The following is an 18,656-nucleotide window of genomic DNA, read 5'->3' as shown; positions in this document are numbered from 1 at the left end:
TAGCTACCTGGGTTTTTTGTTTATTTAGAAAAACTTCAATTGTGGTAAAATAGAACGTATGATACATTGCTATGTGGCAACACTAAAATGTTAATGATATATTAAAGACACTGAGGTTACTTGTGAAAAAACTATTTAATTTTAAAACACTACCTATTTTTTTTCAAAATTCAAAATTAGGCACAGTGACATTATTGTTACTTTTCGTGAGTGTCATGAGTGGTATTTTTGCATTGATGAATAATTGGGTATTTGGTTTAATTTGGGTTATTATTGTTGTTATTGGTTTGGTTTATTCGACACAAGCGTTAAAGGAAGTTAATGAAAACGCACAGGAATATCTTTCTGGCTTGGGTTATCGTATTTCTCGTAGTGAGCAAGAAGCATTGATTCGTATGCCTATAGGTATTATTTTACTAAATGATACTGAAAAAATTGATTGGATTAATCCTTATATGCAAGCATATCTGGATAAGCGTGATGTTTTAGGTATGACTCTTGCTGACTTGGACCAGAGTTTAGCTACTGATGTTAAAAACTATTCGGATGCGAAAGAAACGAATACAATTACATGGCAAGATAAACAATTTTCACTTTATGTGCAGCAGAATTTACGTGTCATTTACATGATGGACATTAGTGAATATGCTGCTATTGCAACTGAATATGAAGATCATCAATTGTTTAGTGGTTTAATTTCAGTGGATAATTACGAAGAAGTTACTGAAGGTATGGGTGAATCAGAAACGTCGACATTACGTACTTACGTAACTGGTGCTTTGGGTGATTGGGCAGCAAAACATCATATTTATTTGCGACGTTTGAATACACTCCACTATGTGATGTTTGGTTATCAAACAGCATTGTCGGCCGCTGAAAAAGATAAGTTTTCAATTTTGAAGGCTATTCGTGAAGCAACAGCGCAACAGAATTCCCCAGTAACATTGTCCATGGGAATTGCTTATGGGGAGCAAGATATCATTAGTCTAGCTAAAATGGCGCAAACTAATTTGGATCTGGCTTTAGGACGTGGTGGCGATCAAGTGGTTGTCAATTCAAATCAGACAGCTGCACGTTTTTACGGTGGCGCAACGAACCCAATGGAAAAACGCACACGAGTGCGGGCAAGAATGATTTCCCAAACTGTTGCTGAGCTAATGGAACAATCTGATAATGTTATGATTGTTGGACATGCAACACCAGATTTGGATGCTATTGGTGCCGGTCTTGGTATTTGGCGTATGGCACAAACCAAAAATAAAGCCGCATTTTTAATTATTGATGAAAAAACAGTTTATAGTGATATTACATCACTTTTGGCAGAAATTCGTAAAAATCCGCCAGATATTGTAGCACCAGGATCAAACATTAATGATTCAATTGTTGACGAGTCGCGTGCCTTAAAGTTGGTAAGGGACAATACGTTACTGATTTTGGTTGATCACGCAAGTGCAGCGATTACAAGTGCACCACATTTGTTGGAAAAAATGGCAAATCGTGTTGTTGCCATTGACCATCACCGCTTAGCCGAAAAGGGATTGGCTGAAAAACCTTTGTTAAGTTATGTTGAACCGTATGCTTCGTCAACATCTGAGTTAGTTGTTGAAATGCTACAATATCAAGATCAAAGTCATGCACCTATAACTAAATTGGAGGCTACTGCGATGCTTGGTGGCATTCAAATTGACACAAAAAACTTTACCTTACGAACAGGGACAAGAACATTTGATGCTGCGAGCTACTTACGTGCGAATGGTGCAGATAGTAATTTGATTCAGTCCTTTATGAAAGAAAAGTTTACAGACTTTAAGGCAAGAACCCACTTAATTAATTTAGCAGTGATCCATACCGGTAGTGCCATTGTGACAGGCGAAAATAATGTGACTTATTCTGGTCTGATTACAGCGCAAGCTGCTGATGAACTTTTGCAAATAAGTGGTGTTGAAGCGTCATATGTTATTACAAAACGTGTAGATGGCCGAGTAGGCATTTCGGCACGTTCAACTGGTCAACACAATGTGCAACGTGTCATGGAATCTATGGGTGGTGGTGGACACTTGTCTAACGCCGCGACACAAATTTCAGATATGACCACAGAAGAAGTAACAGAACAGTTGCAGCATATTTTAACAGAAAATGCTGAGGAACAATAGCTTATTTTAATAAGTTGAGTTTGCAGATGTATTAGTGTTGAGTCAAATAAATTTGGAGGATAAGTATATGAAAGTTGTATTTTTAGAAGATGTTAAGGGCCGTGGTAAGAAAGGCGAAATTAAAGAAGTACCTGATGGTTACGCGAATAATTTTTTGATTAAAAACAAAAAAGCGGAACCAGCTACGGGAAAAAATTTAGGCGCTGTGAAAGGACGTCAAAAAGCCGAAGATAAAGCTGCAGCAGAATCACTAGCTGAGGCACAAACACTAAAAGCAAAAATTGAAGATGAAAAATTTGTTGTTGAATTAAAAGGTAAGTCAGGAACTGATGGTCGCTTATTTGGTGCAGTATCAACAAAACAAATTGTGACAGCCTTGGCAGATCAAAAACAGCTCAAAGTAGACAAGCGAAAACTAGTATTAAACCAACCTATTCACTCGCTAGGATATACAGATGTACCGCTAAAATTGCACCGTGAAGTGACAGCAAACTTACGTGTTCACGTCAGTGAGGGTTAAATATGGACAATCCGGGCTCATACGAATATAGGCAAGTACCACAAGATGTTGATGCGGAACGTGCGGTGCTCGGTGCTATTTTCTTCGATGTTAAATCAGACAATGCTATGGTTGAAGCGAATGCTATTATAGAATCTGATGATTTTTATAGACAAGCAAATCAAACCATTTTTAAGGCCATGCAACAATTAATTGATGAACAACGGCCAATTGATATGTTGACACTGCAAGACAAGTTAAATAGCATGCAACAACTTGATAATGTCGGTGGTATGGCGTATTTAGCGGAAATATCTGAATCATCTGCCTCTTCTGCTAACCTCAAGCATTATGCTAATATTGTGCGTGAAAAAGCAATCTTGCGTCGTATGATTGATACATTAACAAGAAGTATGTCGTTAGCATACGATGCGTCAGAACCAAGTGAAGATATTTTAGATGCACTTAATCGTAATTTAGACGGTCTAGCTGAAAATCGTGGGGATGACGATTTTCAAAAAATCAAAGATGTGTTGCAAGAATTTCAAGCTAATTTGGATAATGCCGTTGAAAATGATAACGATGTGGTTGGATTAGCAACGGGTTATCCAGAACTTGATAAACTAACACATGGCTTTAGAGAAGATCAGATGGTGGTGCTTGGCGCTCGGCCTGCTGTTGGTAAAACAGCATTTGTTTTGAATATTGCAAAGAATGTTGCTAAATCTGAACAAGTACCGGTAGTCGTGTTTAGCTTAGAAATGGGGGCTGTAGATCTGGTGACGCGTTTAGTAGCTGCGGAAGGCGCCATTGATTCTAACCATTTGACAACAGGTAAAATGACACAAGAAGATTGGCAATCATTGACGTTGGCAATGCAATCTTTAGCTAATATGCAAATTTATCTTGACGATACACCAGGTATTAAAATTAATCAAATCAGTGCCAAATTACGTAAATTGGAAAAAGATATTGTTAATGATATGACATCAGATCAACGCATTAATAATCCACATCCAATAGGCATGGTTATTATTGATTATCTTGGTTTAATTGAATCTAATAACAAAGAAAGTCGACAACAGGCTGTATCAGAAGTCTCACGATCGATTAAAAAGCTTGCAAAAGAATTGCATACACCTATTTTGGCGTTAGCACAGTTGAGTCGTGGCGTTGAACAGCGAACCGATAAACGACCAGTGTTATCTGATTTACGTGAGTCTGGTTCGATTGAACAAGATGCTGATATCGTTGCCTTCTTATATCGAGATGATTATTATCGTAATGATGGCGGTGAAGATGAAGGTAGCAATGATCCGCGAGATGAAGAAGAAGCTGTACCCATTGAAATCATTTTAGAAAAAAACCGCGCAGGAGCACGTGGTACAGCAACGTTAATGTTTAATAAACCAACATTTAAATTTAGTCCAATGGCACCATTATTTCGAGACGATCCTAATGCTGGATCTAATGGCAGTGCTGGTTGGTAATAAAAAAAGTGAGATATTTTCTCACTTTTTTTGTATCGTACGCAATAGTATATTAAAAAAGAATAGGCATATTTTTGATTGCAAATTCGATTGCTGAAATTATAATAATGCTGATGAGATAGAAAGGCACACCGTACCAAAAATTGAGCCAATCAGCTTTAGAAAGATTGAATCCTAAAATAAAACTGGGTAGAAAAAACATGATACCAAAAATGGACCAAAATGAGTCATAAGTCAATTGAGTGAGAATGAAAGAAATAATGGTCAAAACAAGCATAGGTGCTAAACCGATAAAAACGTTACCTAAACGTTGATAAAAGCTTTGAGTATTATAGGTGTGGTTAACATAACCCAAGACACCATCATCACTTATTTGCCATAATTTAAAGTGAGTAATCTTATGGTGGAAAATCAGGGCAACGAGTAAATGACTTAATTCATGAATAACGACGCCCCAAAAGCCAATTATTGCAACCAGTTTATAAGATGTGTGACGTATTGCTAAATGTGTAAAGAATGAGGATACTAGGCTCATCAGGTAGGCGCTCATAACGGGGACAACAAACCACCAGATGATATGAGAAATTAAAATATTAATCATGTTCTAATAAGTCAACAAAAGGTGCGTTGATCAATTCTGCAATGTCATTTGGGTTAATTTTATCTGAACGGTCAAGCTCACCGCCACTAACTAAAAAGTACTCAGCGTTCTTAGCCGTGGTGTCAATATAGATCGGAAAGTGCTTGTTCTGCCAGATGCCTATTGGATTGTTAGCACCATGAACGTAACCAGTTGTTTTTTGTAGGTCTTTAAGTGATAACATGGTCACTTTTTTATTACCAGACACTGCGGCTAGTTTTTTCATTGATAAATGTTTTGTAATTGGCAAAATTGCTATTAACGGACCGGTTTTATCACCTGAAGCGGCCAATGTTTTGTAAATATCATCGTGTTTGACATTATAAGTGTTGAGTATTACGTCGCGCTCTTTTTCAGATTTATCCAAAATATTGAGTGTTACTGGTTCATAAGTCACACCATGTTTATCCATTATTTGTTCGGGAAGTGTTTTTTTTATTTTTTTCTTTGCCATAATAGTGTTATTTTACCATAAATTGGCACCACCAATATAATTACTGGTCAGACCAGTATATGGTATACTATTTTACATGATGTCAGAAGCAATTTATGTAACCGTGCAAGCGGATTTAAAACAAAAAATTTACCAAGGTGAATTTCCAAATCTGAAATTACCAGATGAACGTTCATTAGCTGAACAATACGGTGTATCGCGCTCATCAATTAAGCGTGCGCTGAATGTTTTGGTACAACAAGGGGTTATTTTTAAAAAACGTGGAAGTGGTACATTTGTCAATCCACTTTATTTGAAAAATAATGCTATTTTTCAACATGAAGGTTCAAATCTCGGAGTGACGGACTCCTTTCGTGTGGATGGACAAGCACCAAGTATTGAGTTGCTCGACTTTCAAGTTGTAGCAGCGACACCGGAGCAACAACAAGCGTTGTTTTTAAATGACGGCGATTTTGTCTATGAAATCAAGCGATTACGTCGATTAGCAGGTGAACCATTTATGATTGAACGTGGTTATGTACCAATCGCCGTTGTGCCAGGTTTGAATAAAGAAATTGTTTCAGGATCAGTGTATGAGTACATTGAAAAAACTAAACATCGTACGGTGACAAAATCATTTATGACAATTATGGCTGAACCATCAACTCCGGAAGATCAAGAATTATTGGAACTCAAAGCGAATGAACCGGTAGGAATTATGGAAGGTATTTTCTTCATGGATGATGGCACACCCTTAGAATTTTCTACTATGCGTTTGCATTATAAATATTTACGATATAATGCGTTTGTCAGTCTTGATGCTGAATAAAAATAGCAACGGTGCATCTAGCGACCCTAAAAGTTAGCAGTTTAAGGCCATGTCTTTTTCGTGCGTTAGATTTTTGATCTAACTTTTGGGAGTCGCTAGAACAGACCTATATATTTTTTGAATCACTATTATAATTATAAAGAATCACGCCATATTATAATTGGATCGTACCAATATTTTTATAGAGCCAACCAAAAATAAAACAAGCCGCAACCAATACAAGCTTTTTACTTGAACAAAAAATGATAATCAGTTATACTTGAAGAGTAAATGACGGAGAAAAGTTCGCGGTTTACGATTCTCTCAAAAAATAAGGAGTATTAAATCTCATGGTAGATTTTAATTCAAAAGAGTACTTAGGACTCGTTGATAAGTGGTGGCGTGCTACCAACTATTTGTCAGCAGGGATGATCTTCTTGAAGAGCAACCCTTTGTTCTCAGTTACTAACACACCAATTGAAGCGGAAGACGTTAAAGTTAAGCCAATTGGTCACTGGGGAACAATTTCAGGACAAACATTCTTGTATGCTCATGCAAATCGTTTGATCAACAAGTATGATTTGAACATGTTCTATGTTGGTGGTCCAGGTCACGGTGGTCAAGTGATGGTTACTAACGCCTATTTGGACGGTGAATATACTGAAGATTACCCTGAAATCACACAAGATTTAGAAGGTATGAGTCGCTTGTTCAAACGTTTCTCATTCCCTGGTGGAATCGGATCGCACATGACAGCTCAAACACCTGGTTCATTGCACGAAGGTGGCGAATTAGGTTACTCATTATCACACGCATTCGGTGCAGTTTTGGACAATCCAAAACAAATCGCATTTGCTGTTGTTGGTGATGGAGAAGCCGAAACAGGCCCATCAATGACTTCATGGCACTCAACAAAGTTCTTGTCAGCCAAGAATGATGGTGCTGTATTGCCAATTTTGGATTTGAACGGCTTTAAAATTTCAAACCCTACTATTTTTTCACGTATGAGTCATGAAGAAGTTACAAAGTTCTTTGAAGGCTTAGGATACTCACCGCGCTTTATTGAAAATGATGATATCCATGATTACGCAGCATACCACGAATTGGCTGCTAATGTCTTTGACCAAGCTATTGAAGACATCCAAGCTATCCAAAAAGATGCGCGTGAAAATGGTAAATATGAAGATGGTACAATCCCAGCATGGCCTGTAATTATTGCACGTCTGCCAAAGGGTTGGGGTGGACCAACGCACGATCAAAAGGGTAACCCAATTGAGAACTCATTCCGTGCACATCAAGTGCCATTGAATTTGGAACAAAATGACTTGTCAACATTGAAGCAATTCGAAGACTGGATGAATTCATATAAGCCTGAAGAATTATTCAATGCTGATGGTTCACTAAAAGATGAATTGAAGGCTATCGCACCTAAGGGCGACAAGCGTATGTCAGCTAACCCTATTGCTAACGGTGGCCGTGCACGCGGTGCTAAGGCACAAGATTTGACTTTGCCTGACTGGCGTCAATTCACCAACGAAATTACTAACGAAAATCGTGGACATGAGTTTGCAACAGTTACTCAAAATATGGATATGACAACACTTTCAAATTATTTGGAAGAAGTTATGAAGTTGAACCCAACTTCATTCCGTGTCTTTGGTCCTGATGAGACAATGTCAAACCGTTTGTGGAGCCTCTTTAACACAACTAACCGTCAATGGATGGAAGAAGTTAAGGAACCAAACGATCAATATGTTGGCCCTGAAGGTCGTATTATTGATTCGCAATTGTCAGAACACCAAGCAGAAGGTTGGTTAGAAGGTTATACACTAACTGGTCGTGTTGGTATCTTTGCTTCATACGAATCATTCTTGCGTGTTGTGGACACTATGATCACACAACACTTCAAGTGGTTGCGTCACGCGTCAGAACAAGCATGGCGTAATGATTATCCATCATTGAACTTGATTGCAACATCAACTGCGTTCCAACAAGATCACAATGGTTATACACACCAAGATCCAGGTATGTTAACACATTTGGCTGAAAAGAAGTCTAACTTCATTCGTGAATACTTGCCAGCCGATGGTAACTCATTGTTGGCTGTTCAAGATCGTGCATTCTCAGAACGCCATAAAGTTAACTTGATCATTGCTTCAAAGCAACCACGTCAACAATGGTTTACTGCTGATGAAGCCGATGTATTGGCTAACGAAGGTTTGAAGATCATTGATTGGGCTTCTACTGCACCTTCTGGTGATGTTGATATTACATTTGCATCTGCTGGTACAGAACCAACAATCGAAACATTAGCTGCTTTGTGGTTGATTAACCAAGCTTTCCCAGAAGTTAAGTTCCGCTATGTCAACGTTGTTGAATTACTACGTTTGCAAAAGAAGTCAGAACCTAACATGAACGATGAGCGTGAATTATCAGCTGAAGAGTTCAACAAGTACTTCCAAGCTGATAAGCCAGTTATCTTTGGTTTCCACGCTTATGAAAACTTGGTAGAATCATTCTTCTTCGAACGTAAGTTCAAGGGTGATGTCTATGTTCATGGTTATCGTGAAGATGGTGATATCACGACAACTTATGACATGCGTGTGTATTCACAGTTGGATCGTTTCCATCAAGCTAAGGAAGCTGCCGAAATTTTGTCAGCTAATGGTGCGATTGATCAAGCAGCTGCTGATACTTTCATTGCTAAGATGGATGAAACATTGGCAAAGCACTTCGAAGTTACTCGTAACGAAGGTCGCGATATTGCAGAATTTACTGATTGGAACTGGTCAGCTTTGAAGTAATTCAAATGCTAATTATTTACTGATCATTGTATGAATGCATTCATGAGTAAATAAGGCGGACTGAGCATTTGCTTAGTCCGCTTTTTATGTTCTTAAATTTAATGCTGTGAGAGGCGTAAAAAATTTGCTGAATAATGATAAGCGGGCTGATAAAATAGGAGAATTATGGGATGTTTATGATGAAAAAAATAAATTAACAGGTCGTACACATCACCGAGGAGACAAATTAAACGTTGGGGATTATCATTTAGTAGTCAATGCTATAATTTTTAATATACAAGGAAATGTTTTGCTGCAACAGCGTTCGTTTCAAAAAATAACTTACCCCAGTATGTGGACAACAGCAACGGGAGGTTCGGCATTAACGGGTGAAACAAGTGAATTGGCAATCATTCGTGAGTTACATGAAGAATTAAATCTAACTGTGACGAGAGATCAACTCCAATTTGTAAAAAAATGTCGGTATGTTGACTGGATCGAAGATTGGTATGCTGTATGTATTGATCAGTTTTTAGGTAATATGACACGTCAAATATCTGAAGTAGAAGCTATAAGATGGGCAACACTATCTGAAGTCATTCAAATGAATCGTAATAATGATCTTGATGATGATTGTATCCTTATTCAAGCAAAAACAAAATTGTTCGGTAGTGATAACTATACTTGATATTTCAAAACATGTGCAAAATATTATGTTTTGAAATCGCGTTCTTTGTTATAATATAATTATGTTCTGCAATAAGTTAGTGTCATAAGTAATTAATTTTGTAATGAAGGGAAATATAATTGTCCATCAAGTTTATTTTTTTAAATAAACACAAATGACATTATAAAAGATATGTTAAATTATGTCGAAAATTAAGATTGTTTCTATTGATATTGATGGCACATTGCTCAATGATCAACGAGAAATAACACCAGAAGTAAAATCAAGTATCCAACAAGCTTTAGCAAATGATGTTAAAATAGTCATTACAACAGGTCGACCTTTACCAGGTGTTCGTGATATTTTATCAGAATTGGGTATTGAAGGTAATAACCAGTACGTCATTACATATAATGGCGGGCTTGTACAAACAGCAAGTGGTGAAAAAACTTTGTTTTGCCAGCCTTTATCAGTAAAAGAATTTCAAAAAATTAATGCATTTATGATGGTTCAAAACACTTATGTGCAGGTTGAAACACAAGATGCAGCTTATACGACGAACCATAGAATTCATCCTTGGGCCAGCTTTGAAAATAGTTTGGTAAATTTGCCACTATTTGTTTTAGACACTGAGGCGGCTTTAGAGAAAGTTGAATTCATTAAAGCTATTGCTAACGCTGAAAGTGATGAACTAGATGCAATTCAAGCTATAGTACCTGCTGAGATAGCTGATAATGTTAACGTTATTCGTTCTACTGCGAATAATTTAGAGTTTATTGATCGTCATGCATCTAAAGGTCATGCGTTACTAGCGTTGGCTGAGAAATTAGGGATTGAACAAGCTGAGACAATGGCCATTGGTGATCAGGCTAATGATTATTCGATGATTGAGCAAGCTGGTATTGGTGTAGCCATGGGTAATGCCATTGCAGATGTTAAACATATTGCAAATGCGCAAACAGTAACAAATAATGAATCAGGTGTCGCACAAGCAATTGAAAAGTTTGTCTTAGGCAAGTAAATAGATAGTTTATTTACTATAAATAACGATGTTACTAAAAAATGCGGAGGTCGCAAAATGAATGTATTATTATCTGGAGAAGTGACAGAATTAGTTGGTGAACCACTAAGAGTCGGTGACACATTGCCACATTTTAAGTTAGAAGATGAAAATGGTGATAAAGTTAAGACAGCTGATTTAGTTGGTAAGTTAACTTTAATATCTGTTGTACCTGATTTAAATACAGGCACGTGTTCGTTACAAACACGTCACTTCAATCAAGCTGTTGATCAATTCCAAGATGTGCAATTTTTAACAATTTCAACAAATTCAGTTTCAGATCAGCGAGACTGGTGTGCCGCGGAAGGGGTACACAATTTGCGTATGTTGTCAGATGAACAAGAGTCATTTGGTTACGCCACAAAGCTCTACATCCCTTCTCAAGGTGTTGATACACGTTCAGTTTATATTGTGGATGCTCAAGGTGTTGTGCGTTATGCACAAATTGTACCAGAAGTGTCAGAGGAACCAGATTATGATGACGCATTAAAAGCGTTGCAAACACTCTCAGCTTAAGTGTTTAATGGTTATTTGAAATTTCAAAAAAATATGAATGTTTTTAAAATGAACTTGAATGAACATAGAATGCTTGGAGCCAGACATGCCAGAACCTAAATTGAAACTTTTTTCTTTAAGCTCAAATGAGCCACTTGCAAAAAAAATTGCTGAATCAGTTGGCGTACCGTTGAGTGAGATATCTGTGAAGCGATTTGCAGACGGTGAAGTACAGATTAACATTGAAGAAAGCATTCGTGGGGATAATGTTTTCGTTATTCAATCTACTTCTGCGCCAGTTAATGACAATCTGATGGAACTGTTAATTATGATTGATGCTTTACGTCGTGCGTCTGCTAACCAAATTAATGTTGTTTTGCCATATTACGGTTATGCGCGTCAAGATCGTAAGGCGCGTTCACGCGAGCCGATTACTGCAAAACTCGTAGCGAATATGTTAGAACGCGCAGGTACAACGCGAGTCTTGGCTTTAGATTTACATGCCGCACAAATACAAGGATTCTTTGATATTCCAATGGACCATTTGCAGGCAGCGCCGTTGTTAGCTGATTACTTAATTGAGTCAGGTATTGCTGATAAACAAAATGCCGTAATTGTTTCTCCTGATCATGGTGGTATGACACGCGCACGTAATCTGAATAATATGCTAGCATTGGAATCTCCGGTTGCTGTTATTGATAAGCGTCGTCCAAAGCCCAATGTAGCTGAAATCGGTAGTATTGTTGGTGATGTACGGGGTAAAACAGCAATTATGATTGATGACATGATTGATACCGCCGGTACAATTACGCAAGGTGCACAACTAATTATGGCACATGGTGCTAAAGAGGTTTATGTCGTTGCTTCGCATGCTGTCTTTTCTGGACCAGCTATTGAGCGCCTACAAAATTCTGTCTTTACAAAAGTTATTTTAACTGATTCTATTGATTTACCAGATGAGAAAAAATTTGATAAATTGGAAATTGTATCAGTTGGTGAGTTGATTGGTGAAGCAATTCGTCGCGTGAATAATAATGAAGCAATTTCATCATTGTTTAAAAATCGCTTTCATCGTCGATTACATTAATCATGAATGTGTTAGTAAGTTAATAGGGTTTCATATAAAACTGATTAAATTCAGTTTTTTTGTGTTAAATATTACAGAATGGTAAAAAAATGATATACTTAGAGATAGACAAACTAGTAGAAACATATGAGGAGAACGTCCATGAGTAAAATTTTGGTTGTGGATGATGAGAAGCCAATCTCAGATATCATTAAATTTAATTTAACCAAAGAAGGATATGAAGTGGTAACCGCAGCTGATGGTCAGGAAGCGTTGACAGTGTTCAATGAAGAAAAGCCTGATCTTGTTTTGCTTGACCAAATGTTGCCTGAAATTGATGGTGTTGAAGTGTTGCGTCAAATTCGTTCAAAATCAGAAACACCAGTTATTATGGTGACAGCTAAAGATTCTGAAATTGACAAAGTGTTAGGTTTAGAAATGGGTGCTGACGATTATGTTACAAAACCGTTCTCAAATCGTGAATTAGTAGCACGTGTTAAGGCTAATTTACGTAGCCGTAAAGCTGTTGCACAACATATTGATGAGTCTGTTGTGAATACTGATGACATCGAGTTAGGTGATTTGACAATACACCCACAAGCATATATGGTGTCAAAGGCTGGCCAAGATATTGAATTAACGCATCGTGAATTCGAACTGCTTTATTATTTAGCACAACATATTAGTCAAGTGATGACACGTGAACATTTATTGCAACAGGTTTGGGGCTATGACTATTTCGGGGATGTCCGAACGGTAGACGTTACTGTTCGCCGTTTGCGTGAAAAAATTGAAGATAATCCAAGTCACCCTAATTGGTTGGCAACGCGTCGTGGGGTAGGATATTATTTGCGTCCTGACGCAGAGTAAGTAGATGTCTTCAGTACCAGTAAAGCAAATATTTTTTACTTAATAGTACAACGAAGGTATTTTCTTTGTTATACGCCAAGGAGACAGACGCTAAGCGTCAGCAATTATGAACATTAAGACTAACTTTTTTAAATCTATACGTTTTCGCATCACACTTGTTTTTGTGTTGTTAATGATTATCGCACTCGAACTGTTGGGTGCGTTTTTTGTACGTCAAATAGAACAACAAAATTTAGCGACATTCCAACAACAAATGACCTTACCAAAGTATGTGACAGATCAAATTACGACAGCATTGAGAAATAGGGATGTTGATGCTGGTAACCATGCAATTCAAGATGTGTTAATTGGGTTAAATAACACTAACCTTCAAGAAGCACAGGTAATCGATAAAACAGGTACAATTCGTGGTACTTTGTCAGTTTCTGGACAACAAACAATTGGTCAAAAAACAACTGATTTGAATGCCCAAAGAGCTGTTGCGGGAGAACAATCTTTCTTAACGTCACGCACAATTAGTGAAAGCGGTGAGCGAAAAGAACTCATGACGACAGCTCTTGGTGTCACGACAGGGCGTGTGCGAGATATAACTGGCGTCGTTGTTGTTAAAGCTAGTTTGTTACCAGTGTATCGCAACGTTAACAGCGTGATGCGCTTATTTGTCATTGCAGGTTTGGCAGCTTTATTTATCAGTATCGCATTAGCATTATTTCTTGCACGTACCTTAACACGACCAATTGCACAAATTGATGAACAAACAACTAAAATTGCCGGTGGCGATTATTCAATGGTTAATCATATCTATGGCTCTGATGAATTAGGGCACTTAGCACAATCAGTAAACGAATTATCAACACGTGTTGAAGAATCAACAGAAACTGTCAACGCTGAGCGAAACCGATTAGATTCTGTTTTGACTCATATGGCAGATGGTGTTTTAGCAGCTAATCGTCGTGGTGAAATTACCATTATCAATCAAGCGGCAGCAAATTTTGTTGGTATTGATCGTGAAGCAGCTATTGGCCAAAATGTGATTGATTTGTTACATTTACAGGGCAAACGAACATTACGTGATATGTTAGAAAATCTTGATGATTTTCGCGTTGATTTATCAGATGATAGTACTGATATATTATTGCAAGCTTATGTATCGCTAATTAAGCGGCAGTCAGGATTTATTTCTGGTTTGGTAGTGGTATTACATAACATTACTGAACAGCAACGCATTGATTCTGAACGGCGCATGTTTGTGTCAAATGTATCGCATGAATTAAGAACACCGTTAACTTCAGTGCGATCGTATGTTGATGCCTTAGCAGAGGGCGCAATTGACGATCCCGAAATGGCGCAAAATTTTTTGGGTGTTGTGCAGGATGAAACTCAGCGTATGATTCGCATGATTAATGACTTGTTATCCTTATCAAGGCTAGATCAAGGGACAATGGATGTCAGACTTGAAGTTGTTAATTTGAATAGTTTATTTAACTTTGTGTTAAACCGATTTGACATGATTATTGAAAGTGATGCTAAAAACACTGATACGCCAAATAAAAATTATAATATACAACGCGAATTTACAAATGAAGATGTTTGGGTCGAATTTGATCCAGATAAGTTTACGCAAGTTCTTGATAATATTATGAATAATGCTGTCAAGTATTCACCTGATGGTGGCATAATTACAGCACGTTTAATAAAAACTAAAACACGGGCTATTTTAAGTATTTCCGACCAAGGATTAGGTATTCCACGTAAAGATTTAGATAGTATATTTAATCGTTTCTTCCGTGTGGATAAATCACGTTCACGCGCACAAGGTGGCACTGGTTTAGGATTGGCAATTTCTAAAGAAGTTGTGGAGCGTTTTAATGGTCGTATTTGGGTCGATTCTGTTGAAAATAGGGGATCAACTTTTTACATTTCACTTGCCTATGTAGATGATGATGTCATTGAGGAGGGCGATTGGGATGCGGAATAAACAAAAGTTTTTACAAAGCGCGTTGTTGAATGGGTTACTCGTTCTATCGCTAGTTATCTCGGTTGTTTTAACAGGGTTTATTTTTAGTTCATTTGGTAAAAATGAAGCGCCTGACCAGTCAACGGCACAACAACCAGAAAAACAATTGCTTGAAATATTTCGTCCGACGCAATATATTGTTAATCAACCTGATGGCTCGCAACAGTTGGTTATGAATGCAACCGATGCTAAATTAAAAAAAATGCGTCATGCGTTGACAAACGCGCAATTAACGGATGCGCAGACAAAGACTGTGAACGCTGTCAAAATAAAAAAAATTTTAACTACAAAACAAGCGCAAATTTTCCATTACCCCGATGTCGTACCAATCTCTTACTTCAATATACGTTATAGTCAGCGTGTTTCAACTCGAAAAAATGTTAATTTTGATTATTTTGTATTAGCATTAGATCATTCAAATAATGGTTATTTTGTTAATACTAAAACAAATCAAATAACAACTGTAAAAGTCAACAAATTAAATCATCATGATATTTGGCAACAAGCACAACAATTGCCTAAAAATATGAATATTAATTTTCAAAATTATCATAATCGTGTGCGACTTAATTATCCTCAAAAAATTAAATTGCCAGTATATTCCTACTTAGTTAATCATCGTGATCCTAAAACCTATGTTTCTGCACTTCTAGGAACAATTAATCAACTTAATGTAACGCAGGATGGTGATAAAACAGTTTACACAAACAAACTCAATAATCAAAAAATAGTTTATGATCCAAACTGGGAAACAGTGACATTTGAAGATCACAATACAAAAAATAAATTACCTGAATTCTATCTGAATCGTTTAAATATGGGGCTCTCTCAAATTAATTTATTACAGTCTGATTTTACCGATACACGTTTTTATGAAAGTCAGCAAAATGGTCAAAAAATTACTTTTCGAACATATGTTGAAGGTTTTCCAGTTTATTTTCAGTCTGAAAGTGGCGCTATTCATATGACAATGGATAAACACGGAAACTTGACAAGTACGTATTCCCTTAATGAAATTGGGGTACCTGTACCCAATAACCAGCCTGATGTGATTCTGCCATCAACAAGAGATATTGTTAATCAGTTGTCTGATGCTGGTGTACAGGAGAAAGACTACAATTTCATCGCTCCGGGTTATGAATGGTTACTTGATAAAGATAGTCAGGCGGCCGTCAACATGGAACCAACGTGGATGATTGAAACAACCAATGGTTGGCAAAGTGTGTCATCTTTTTTAAAAACACGTTAAACTAGGACTAGTTATAAAATCAAGGAGGAAAGTATGCAATTTAAACGAATTAAAATATTAATGTTAATTTTGTTTTTTTTGTTAGATATATTTTTGCTCAATTGGTGGCGTTCTGGGGAGGTCTCACAAGAACGTGTAACAGATGCTAACACAGATATCATTTCAGAAATGAAAAAACAAAAAATTAAACTACCTAAATTTGGGACGTCTGTGCATTATAGTAGCTATATTGCTGCACAATATGGTGATAGACGTGAGATGTCTTTGCCTGCTGGCCTAGATATTTTTACTGGGAATAACACAAACACCGTGTTTGCCAAATTTAAGCGAGATTCATTCAAAAAAAGTGGCACGGGTTCAGATGAATCAGCGCTGGCTACATATAGCGCTGGTTATCGATTTAATCCAGTATTAACAGCGGATAAAACGAACTTTGATCGTGTCTATTCACAACGCATTGAGGGACTACCGGTCATTGCTGAAAGTGGGATTATGACTTTTCAGTACAATAAAAGTGGTAAACCTGTGGGTTTTACTAAACGACAGTTAGTCAATATTGAACGACTTCGTGATGATCGTGCGACAATAACAGAAGAAGAAGCTATTATTGCACTGTATCGTTACAATGAGATTGATAGTGGTGATAGTTTGTCTAAAGGTTATCTGTCTTATGATAGAACCTTGACGGTTAATGGGTACGATATTTTTTTACCAGTATGGGCATTTGAAGCATATAGTGGTAGTGGAAAATATGTTTTAAAAATTAATGCCTTTACAGGTGATAATTTGTCGGAATGATTTAATCTAATATTAATTTTTAACGTGTAGAATAAACATAATTCAATTGATGGGTGGCTAAAATGGCGCAACAATCTGTAACAAAAATTATATTAACAGGTGCAATCGCTGGTATTATTGGCGGTGGTGCAATTTTATATGGACAACGTGGTGTTGAAAACTTACAAGCTACGACACAAAAAGTTAATACCAAAGCCACGAAAACAACGACCATATCTGATAATGCAACTGCAACATCAGCGTACGGTAAAATTTCAGATGCTGTTGTTTCGGTATTGAATTTTTCAAAATCAGGTACTAATAGTTATCAAGAATCATCTGAAGGATCAGGTGTTATCTATAAAAAAGCTGGAGATGCTGCTTACGTGGTTACAAATAACCATGTCATTAACGATGCAGCCCAAATCCAAGTTATGCTGCATGACGGGAAAAAGGTTACGGCAACACTTGTAGGTAAGGATGCTATGACTGATTTAGCTGTACTGAAAATAGATCCAAGTGTTGTGACAACAACAGCAGATTTTGGCGATTCTAGTAAAATACAGGTTGGTCAAAAGGTATTGGCAATTGGATCACCACTTGGGTCTGAATATGCTTCCTCAGTGACTGAGGGTATTATCTCTGCTAAGAAACGACTAGTAGCATCTACCTCTGAGAATGGCCAAAATTATGGTGGTTCGACAGTTATTCAGACAGATGCAGCAATTAATCCGGGTAATTCAGGGGGCCCATTAGTCAACTTCCAAGGGCAGGTAGTCGGTATTAATTCGATGAAGCTCTCATCGTCAGCATCTGGTACTAGTGTTGAGGGAATGGGCTTTGCAATTCCCTCTGATCAGGTCGTTGATGTTGTGAATAAACTTGTTAGAGATGGTAAAATAACACGTCCTGCCATTGGTATTGGCCTTGTTGAACTATCTGCAGTTACAGTGGATGATCAAAAAAAGCTATTAAAAATCCCAGCATCTGTTAATGGTGGGGTTGTTGTGATGAGCACAACTCAAAATGGGCCGGCAGATAAAGCTGGCTTGAAAAAATATGATGTGATCACTGCAATTGATGGCAAAAAAGTGACGGGTCAAGCAGATTTACGAGAAGAATTGTATAAACATAATCTCAATGACACTGTAACAATTACGTATTATCATCAAGAAGATAAGAAAACGGTTAAAGTAAAGTTAACGCAAAAGTTAGAAAGCTAACGCCTAGCGTTAGCTTTTTCTTTACCATTTGTTGACAAAAGTATTAAAATAAGCGTTTTCATAAAATGTTGAAAACTAATGTGAAAATGTTGATAAAAGCTTACAAAAGTCAATAAAATGTGGATAAAGGAAACTATATTGTGGAAAAATAGATTAAAAATATAAAAAACTATTAAATAGTGCTATTTAGTTGAAAATATCGATATTTTTTTACTTAAAACGCAACAATTACCCTATTGTACGTATTTATCTATAAAAATAACGAAAAAACACATTAATAATGCTTGATTTACGTTAAATGCTAACGTTTGCATTTAAAAGAACATGAATTGTCAAGGGAACATATGTGCTTATCCACAGCTGTGGATAAAAAAGTGGAAAACTGTGGATAAGTCATAATGAAGCAGACATTCCTGACATAAATAG

Annotated in this window: 16 protein-coding genes; 14 read left to right on the top strand and 2 right to left on the bottom strand. The window is 37.0% G+C overall.

The window, feature by feature from the left end; genetic code table 11:
• Positions 1-122: 122 nt before the first annotated feature.
• From EUI_RS0102940 to dnaB, 3 genes are all read left to right on the top strand, one after another.
• A complete protein-coding gene (locus EUI_RS0102940) occupies positions 123-2,153 on the top strand; it encodes a DHH family phosphoesterase (protein ID WP_010015959.1) in 2,031 nt (676 codons plus the stop codon).
• Between the two features lie 67 nt (positions 2,154-2,220).
• On the top strand, positions 2,221-2,673 hold the full coding sequence (gene rplI, locus EUI_RS0102935) for a 50S ribosomal protein L9 (RefSeq protein WP_010015958.1): 453 nt from the start codon (positions 2,221-2,223) through the stop codon (positions 2,671-2,673).
• Positions 2,674-2,675: 2 nt separating this feature from the next.
• A complete protein-coding gene (gene dnaB / locus EUI_RS0102930; RefSeq protein ID WP_010015957.1) occupies positions 2,676-4,142 on the top strand; it encodes a replicative DNA helicase in 1,467 nt (488 codons plus the stop codon).
• 52 nt (positions 4,143-4,194) lie between these two features.
• Here dnaB and EUI_RS0102925 read toward each other — a convergent pair whose 3' ends face one another.
• Both EUI_RS0102925 and EUI_RS0102920 read right to left on the bottom strand, forming a co-directional pair.
• On the bottom strand, positions 4,195-4,743 hold the full coding sequence (locus tag EUI_RS0102925; RefSeq protein WP_029508502.1) for a metalloprotease family protein: 549 nt from the start codon (positions 4,741-4,743) through the stop codon (positions 4,195-4,197).
• Positions 4,736-5,236: an aminoacyl-tRNA deacylase gene (locus EUI_RS0102920; RefSeq protein WP_010015954.1), complete on the bottom strand. Its 501-nt coding sequence runs from the start codon at positions 5,234-5,236 to the stop codon at positions 4,736-4,738. Before EUI_RS0102920 ends, EUI_RS0102925 begins: the two co-directional genes overlap by 8 nt.
• A 79-nt stretch (positions 5,237-5,315) precedes the next feature.
• Between EUI_RS0102920 and EUI_RS0102915 the strand changes: the two genes are divergently transcribed.
• The 11 genes from EUI_RS0102915 (at position 5,316) to EUI_RS0102865 (ending at position 18,230) form a co-directional block, all read left to right on the top strand.
• Positions 5,316-6,044 carry a GntR family transcriptional regulator gene (locus EUI_RS0102915; RefSeq protein ID WP_010015953.1) on the top strand — a complete coding sequence of 243 codons (729 nt, stop codon included), beginning with the start codon at positions 5,316-5,318 and terminating at the stop codon, positions 6,042-6,044.
• Positions 6,045-6,373: 329 nt separating this feature from the next.
• The gene (locus tag EUI_RS0102910) at positions 6,374-8,827 is read left to right on the top strand and encodes a phosphoketolase family protein (protein WP_010015951.1); all 2,454 of its coding nucleotides are present in this window, start codon (positions 6,374-6,376) and stop codon (positions 8,825-8,827) included.
• A 124-nt stretch (positions 8,828-8,951) separates the two neighbouring features.
• On the top strand, positions 8,952-9,494 hold the full coding sequence (locus tag EUI_RS0102905) for an NUDIX hydrolase (protein WP_010015950.1): 543 nt from the start codon (positions 8,952-8,954) through the stop codon (positions 9,492-9,494).
• Between the two features lie 181 nt (positions 9,495-9,675).
• The gene (locus tag EUI_RS0102900) at positions 9,676-10,494 is read left to right on the top strand and encodes a Cof-type HAD-IIB family hydrolase (RefSeq protein WP_010015948.1); all 819 of its coding nucleotides are present in this window, start codon (positions 9,676-9,678) and stop codon (positions 10,492-10,494) included.
• 57 nt (positions 10,495-10,551) lie between these two features.
• A complete protein-coding gene (tpx, locus tag EUI_RS0102895; protein ID WP_010015947.1) occupies positions 10,552-11,049 on the top strand; it encodes a thiol peroxidase in 498 nt (165 codons plus the stop codon).
• An 85-nt stretch (positions 11,050-11,134) separates the two neighbouring features.
• A complete protein-coding gene (locus EUI_RS0102890; RefSeq protein WP_010015945.1) occupies positions 11,135-12,115 on the top strand; it encodes a ribose-phosphate diphosphokinase in 981 nt (326 codons plus the stop codon).
• 141 nt (positions 12,116-12,256) lie between these two features.
• Positions 12,257-12,964 (top strand): response regulator YycF, encoded by a 708-nt coding sequence (gene yycF / locus EUI_RS0102885; RefSeq protein WP_010015944.1) that lies wholly within the window; start codon positions 12,257-12,259, stop codon positions 12,962-12,964.
• A 106-nt stretch (positions 12,965-13,070) separates the two neighbouring features.
• Positions 13,071-14,942, top strand: coding sequence for a cell wall metabolism sensor histidine kinase WalK (gene walK, locus EUI_RS0102880; protein WP_010015943.1), 1,872 nt, complete (start codon positions 13,071-13,073; stop codon positions 14,940-14,942).
• A complete protein-coding gene (gene yycH / locus EUI_RS0102875; RefSeq protein WP_010015942.1) occupies positions 14,932-16,230 on the top strand; it encodes a two-component system activity regulator YycH in 1,299 nt (432 codons plus the stop codon). The genes walK and yycH overlap by 11 nt, the downstream gene beginning before the upstream one ends.
• 33 nt (positions 16,231-16,263) lie before the next feature.
• Positions 16,264-17,028, top strand: coding sequence for a two-component system regulatory protein YycI (gene yycI, locus EUI_RS0102870; RefSeq protein ID WP_010015941.1), 765 nt, complete (start codon positions 16,264-16,266; stop codon positions 17,026-17,028).
• Between the two features lie 62 nt (positions 17,029-17,090).
• On the top strand, positions 17,091-18,230 hold the full coding sequence (locus EUI_RS0102865) for a S1C family serine protease (RefSeq protein ID WP_010015940.1): 1,140 nt from the start codon (positions 17,091-17,093) through the stop codon (positions 18,228-18,230).
• Positions 18,231-18,656: the final 426 nt, after the last annotated feature.

The sequence above is a fragment of the Leuconostoc gelidum subsp. gelidum KCTC 3527 genome (genome assembly GCF_000166715.1).
GTDB classification, from domain to species: Bacteria; Bacillota; Bacilli; order Lactobacillales; family Lactobacillaceae; genus Leuconostoc; species Leuconostoc gelidum.
Note: the sequence above shows the minus strand (reverse complement) of the source record. Positions and strands in the feature narration are given on the sequence as shown.

What these genes read in the sequence shown, in the direction of transcription:
- rplI (WP_010015958.1), top strand. Translation starts at nt 2,221, where the DNA reads ATGAAAGTTGTATTTTTAGAAGATGTTAAGGGCCGTGGTAAGAAAGGC.
- dnaB (WP_010015957.1), top strand. Translation starts at nt 2,676, where the DNA reads ATGGACAATCCGGGCTCATACGAATATAGGCAAGTACCACAAGATGTT.
- EUI_RS0102925 (WP_029508502.1), bottom strand. Translation starts at nt 4,743, where the DNA reads ATGATTAATATTTTAATTTCTCATATCATCTGGTGGTTTGTTGTCCCC.
- EUI_RS0102920 (WP_010015954.1), bottom strand. Translation starts at nt 5,236, where the DNA reads ATGGCAAAGAAAAAAATAAAAAAAACACTTCCCGAACAAATAATGGAT.
- EUI_RS0102915 (WP_010015953.1), top strand. Translation starts at nt 5,316, where the DNA reads ATGTCAGAAGCAATTTATGTAACCGTGCAAGCGGATTTAAAACAAAAA.
- EUI_RS0102910 (WP_010015951.1), top strand. Translation starts at nt 6,374, where the DNA reads ATGGTAGATTTTAATTCAAAAGAGTACTTAGGACTCGTTGATAAGTGG.
- EUI_RS0102900 (WP_010015948.1), top strand. Translation starts at nt 9,676, where the DNA reads ATGTCGAAAATTAAGATTGTTTCTATTGATATTGATGGCACATTGCTC.
- tpx (WP_010015947.1), top strand. Translation starts at nt 10,552, where the DNA reads ATGAATGTATTATTATCTGGAGAAGTGACAGAATTAGTTGGTGAACCA.
- EUI_RS0102890 (WP_010015945.1), top strand. Translation starts at nt 11,135, where the DNA reads ATGCCAGAACCTAAATTGAAACTTTTTTCTTTAAGCTCAAATGAGCCA.
- yycF (WP_010015944.1), top strand. Translation starts at nt 12,257, where the DNA reads ATGAGTAAAATTTTGGTTGTGGATGATGAGAAGCCAATCTCAGATATC.
- walK (WP_010015943.1), top strand. Translation starts at nt 13,071, where the DNA reads ATGAACATTAAGACTAACTTTTTTAAATCTATACGTTTTCGCATCACA.
- yycH (WP_010015942.1), top strand. Translation starts at nt 14,932, where the DNA reads ATGCGGAATAAACAAAAGTTTTTACAAAGCGCGTTGTTGAATGGGTTA.
- yycI (WP_010015941.1), top strand. Translation starts at nt 16,264, where the DNA reads ATGCAATTTAAACGAATTAAAATATTAATGTTAATTTTGTTTTTTTTG.
- EUI_RS0102865 (WP_010015940.1), top strand. Translation starts at nt 17,091, where the DNA reads ATGGCGCAACAATCTGTAACAAAAATTATATTAACAGGTGCAATCGCT.